The following is a 3,283-nucleotide window of genomic DNA, read 5'->3' on the forward strand; positions in this document are numbered from 1 at the left end:
TCAGACCGTCCGGCGCACCATCAATTCCTTGATCTTGCCGATCGCCTTCGTCGGGTTGAGCCCCTTCGGGCACACGTCGACGCAGTTCATGATCGTATGGCAACGGAACAGACGGTACGGATCTTCCAGGTTGTCCAGCCGCTCGCCCGTCGCCTCGTCGCGGCTGTCCGCGATGAAGCGATACGCTTGCAGCAGGCCCGCCGGGCCCACGAACTTGTCCGGATTCCACCAGAAGCTCGGGCACGACGTCGAGCAGCTCGCGCACAGAATGCACTCATACAGCCCGTCGAGCTCATCACGCTCTTCGGGAGTCTGCAGACGCTCTTTCTCCGGCGGCGGCGTGTCGTTGATCAGATACGGCTTGATCGAGTGATACTGGTTAAAGAACTGCGTCATGTCCACGATCATGTCGCGGATCACGGGCAGCCCCGGCAGCGGACGCAGCACGATCTTCTGCGGCAGGTCGTTCAGGTTCGTCAGACACGCCAGACCGTTCTTGCCGTTGATGTTCATCGCGTCCGAGCCGCACACGCCTTCACGGCACGAGCGACGGAACGACAGCGTCTCGTCCAGTGCCTTCAGTTTCACCAGCGCGTCGAGCAGCATGCGCTCGTGCGAGTCGATCTCGATCTCGTACGTCTGCATGCGCGGCGCGGCGTCCTTGTCCGGGTCGTAGCGGTAGATTTCGAATGTACGCTTGGCCATTTGTGGGGTCCTTTGACTTGTGCCTTAGAAGGTACGCGCTTTGGGCGGCACCGATTCGACCGTCAGCGGGTTCATGTGCACCGGCTTGTAGTCGAGGCGGTCGCCTTCGCTGTACCACAGCGTATGGCGCAGCCAGTTCTCGTCGTCGCGATGTTCGAAGTCGTTCTGCGCGTGCGCGCCACGGCTTTCCTTACGCGCCTCGGCCGACACCATCGTCGCGCGCGCCACTTCGATCAGGTTCTCCACTTCGAGCGCTTCCACGCGCGCCGTGTTGAACACCTTCGACTTGTCCTTCAGGTGGATGTCGCCAACGCGCGCCGCCACTTCGCGGATGCGCTCGACGCCTTCGGCCAGCAGTGCCGACGTACGGAACACGCCTGCGTGCTTCTGCATCGTCGAGCGGATGTCGTTCGCGACGTTCTGCGCGTATTCGCCCGAGGTCGACTTGTCCAGCTTCGCCAGACGCGACAGCGCGAAATCGGCAGCATCGGCCGGCAGCGGCTTGTGCTCCTTGATCTCCTTCACGTGCTTGACGATGTGGTTGCCGGCCGCGCGGCCGAACACCACCAGGTCCAGCAGCGAGTTCGTGCCCAGACGGTTCGCGCCGTGCACCGATACGCACGAGCATTCGCCCACGGCGTAGAAACCGTTGATCGGGTCTTCGTGGCCCTTGGCCGTACCGACAACCTGACCGTGGATGTTCGTCGGAATGCCGCCCATCTGGTAGTGGATGGTCGGCACGACGGGAATCGGTTCCTTGATGCAGTCCACGTTCGCGAACTTCAGCGCGATTTCGCGGATCGACGGCAGACGCTTCATGATCGTCTCGGCGCCGATGTGCGACAGGTCCAGCAGCACGTGGTCCTTGTTCGGACCCACGCCGCGGCCTTCCTTGATTTCCTGGTCCATCGAACGCGAGACGAAATCGCGCGGCGCCAGATCCTTCAGCGTCGGCGCGTAGCGCTCCATGAAGCGCTCGCCGTTCGAGTTACGCAGAATGCCGCCTTCGCCGCGCACGCCTTCCGTGATCAGCACGCCTGCGCCTGCGACGCCCGTCGGGTGGAATTGCCAGAATTCCATGTCCTCGAGCGGGATGCCTGCGCGTGCGGCCATACCGAGGCCGTCACCCGTGTTGATGAACGCGTTGGTCGAGGCCGCGAAGATCCGGCCCGCGCCGCCCGTGGCGAACAGCGTGGTCTTGCCTTCGAGGATGTAGACGTCGCCCGTTTCCATTTCCAGCGCGGTCACGCCGAGCACGTCGCCTTCGGCGTCGCGGATCAGGTCCAGCGCCATCCATTCGACGAAGAACGTGGTCTTGGCCGCAACGTTCTGCTGGTACAGCGTGTGCAGCAGCGCGTGGCCGGTACGGTCGGCCGCCGCGCACGCCCGCTGCACGGGCTTTTCGCCATAGTTCGCCGTGTGGCCGCCGAACGGACGCTGGTAGATCGTGCCATCCGCGTTACGGTCGAACGGCATGCCGAAGTGTTCGAGTTCGTAGACGGCGTTCGGCGCTTCGCGGCACATGAACTCGATCGCGTCCTGGTCGCCGAGCCAGTCGGAGCCCTTGATCGTGTCGTAGAAGTGGTAGTGCCAGTTGTCTTCGCTCATGTTGCCGAGCGAGGCGCCGATGCCACCCTGTGCAGCAACGGTGTGCGAGCGCGTCGGGAACACCTTCGACAGCACACAGACGGAGAGGCCCGCGCGCGCGAGTTGCAGCGACGCGCGCATGCCCGAGCCGCCCGCGCCGACGATCACCACATCGAACTTGCGACGCGGCAGAGAATTCTTGATTGCAGCCATTCTTTACACTCTCCAGAGAATCTGCGCAGCGTAGCCCGCACACGCGAGCAGCCAGACGATCGTCAACGCCTGCAGCAGAAGCCGCGTGCCAACCGGTTTGATGTAGTCCATCCAGATATCGCGGATGCCGACCCACGCGTGATAGAACAGCGCGAGCAGCGTCACGAACGTGGCGAGCTTCATCCACTGCATCGCGAAGATGCCGGCCCAGCCGTCGTAAGAGAATGCGTGCGCGCCGAAGAACAGCGCAAGCAGGATGACGGTGTACACGGCCATGATGACGGCCGTGATGCGCTGCGCGAGCCAGTCGCGCAGACCGTAGTGCGCGCCGACCACGAGGCGCTTCGAACCAACACGGTTATTCGCTGACATGTTTTTAGAATGCTCCGAACAGTTTGAGCGCGAAGGCGATCGTCAGAATGGACGACACCACCAGCACGACGACCGACGTGCTCTTGCCGCGTTCCTTCGACACCGCGTCATGGTTCAGGTCCATCGTCAGATGGCGCACGCCCGCGCAGAAGTGAAACAGGAACGCCCACGCCAGCACCAGCACGATCAGCTTGACGATGATGTTGGACAGGAAGCCCTTGAACACCTCGAAGCTCAGCTCGGAAGTCAGGCTCTGGTCGAAGAGGTAAAGCAGGAACGGAAGGAAAATGAACAGCAGACCACCGCTCACACGGTGAAGAATCGACACGCGTCCCGCGAGAGGAAGACGGTATGCCGTCAATATCTGCCCGATACCGATGTTCCGGTATTCCGGCCTCGGTTTTTT

General features: G+C 62.5%; 4 protein-coding genes. All 4 read right to left on the minus strand.

Annotated elements, in window-relative coordinates; translation table 11 throughout:
* Positions 1 to 705: a succinate dehydrogenase iron-sulfur subunit gene (locus G3O01_RS44680; protein ID WP_205813891.1), complete on the minus strand. Its 705-nt coding sequence runs from the start codon at positions 703 to 705 to the stop codon at positions 1 to 3.
* Positions 706 to 729: 24 nt separating this feature from the next.
* A complete protein-coding gene (gene sdhA, locus G3O01_RS44685) occupies positions 730 to 2,505 on the minus strand; it encodes a succinate dehydrogenase flavoprotein subunit (protein WP_205813892.1) in 1,776 nt (591 codons plus the stop codon).
* Positions 2,506 to 2,508: 3 nt separating this feature from the next.
* Positions 2,509 to 2,877 (minus strand): succinate dehydrogenase, hydrophobic membrane anchor protein, encoded by a 369-nt coding sequence (sdhD, locus tag G3O01_RS44690; protein WP_109484267.1) that lies wholly within the window; start codon positions 2,875 to 2,877, stop codon positions 2,509 to 2,511.
* Positions 2,878 to 2,881: 4 nt separating this feature from the next.
* A partial coding sequence (sdhC, locus tag G3O01_RS44695) for a succinate dehydrogenase, cytochrome b556 subunit (protein ID WP_205813893.1) occupies positions 2,882 to 3,283 on the minus strand: 402 nt, incomplete at its 5' end.

It is taken from the genome of Burkholderia sp. Ac-20365 (assembly GCF_017104715.1).
Lineage (GTDB): Bacteria > Pseudomonadota > Gammaproteobacteria > Burkholderiales > Burkholderiaceae > Paraburkholderia.

What these genes read in the sequence shown, in the direction of transcription:
- G3O01_RS44680 (WP_205813891.1), bottom strand. Translation starts at nt 705, where the DNA reads ATGGCCAAGCGTACATTCGAAATCTACCGCTACGACCCGGACAAGGAC.
- sdhA (WP_205813892.1), bottom strand. Translation starts at nt 2,505, where the DNA reads ATGGCTGCAATCAAGAATTCTCTGCCGCGTCGCAAGTTCGATGTGGTG.
- sdhD (WP_109484267.1), bottom strand. Translation starts at nt 2,877, where the DNA reads ATGTCAGCGAATAACCGTGTTGGTTCGAAGCGCCTCGTGGTCGGCGCG.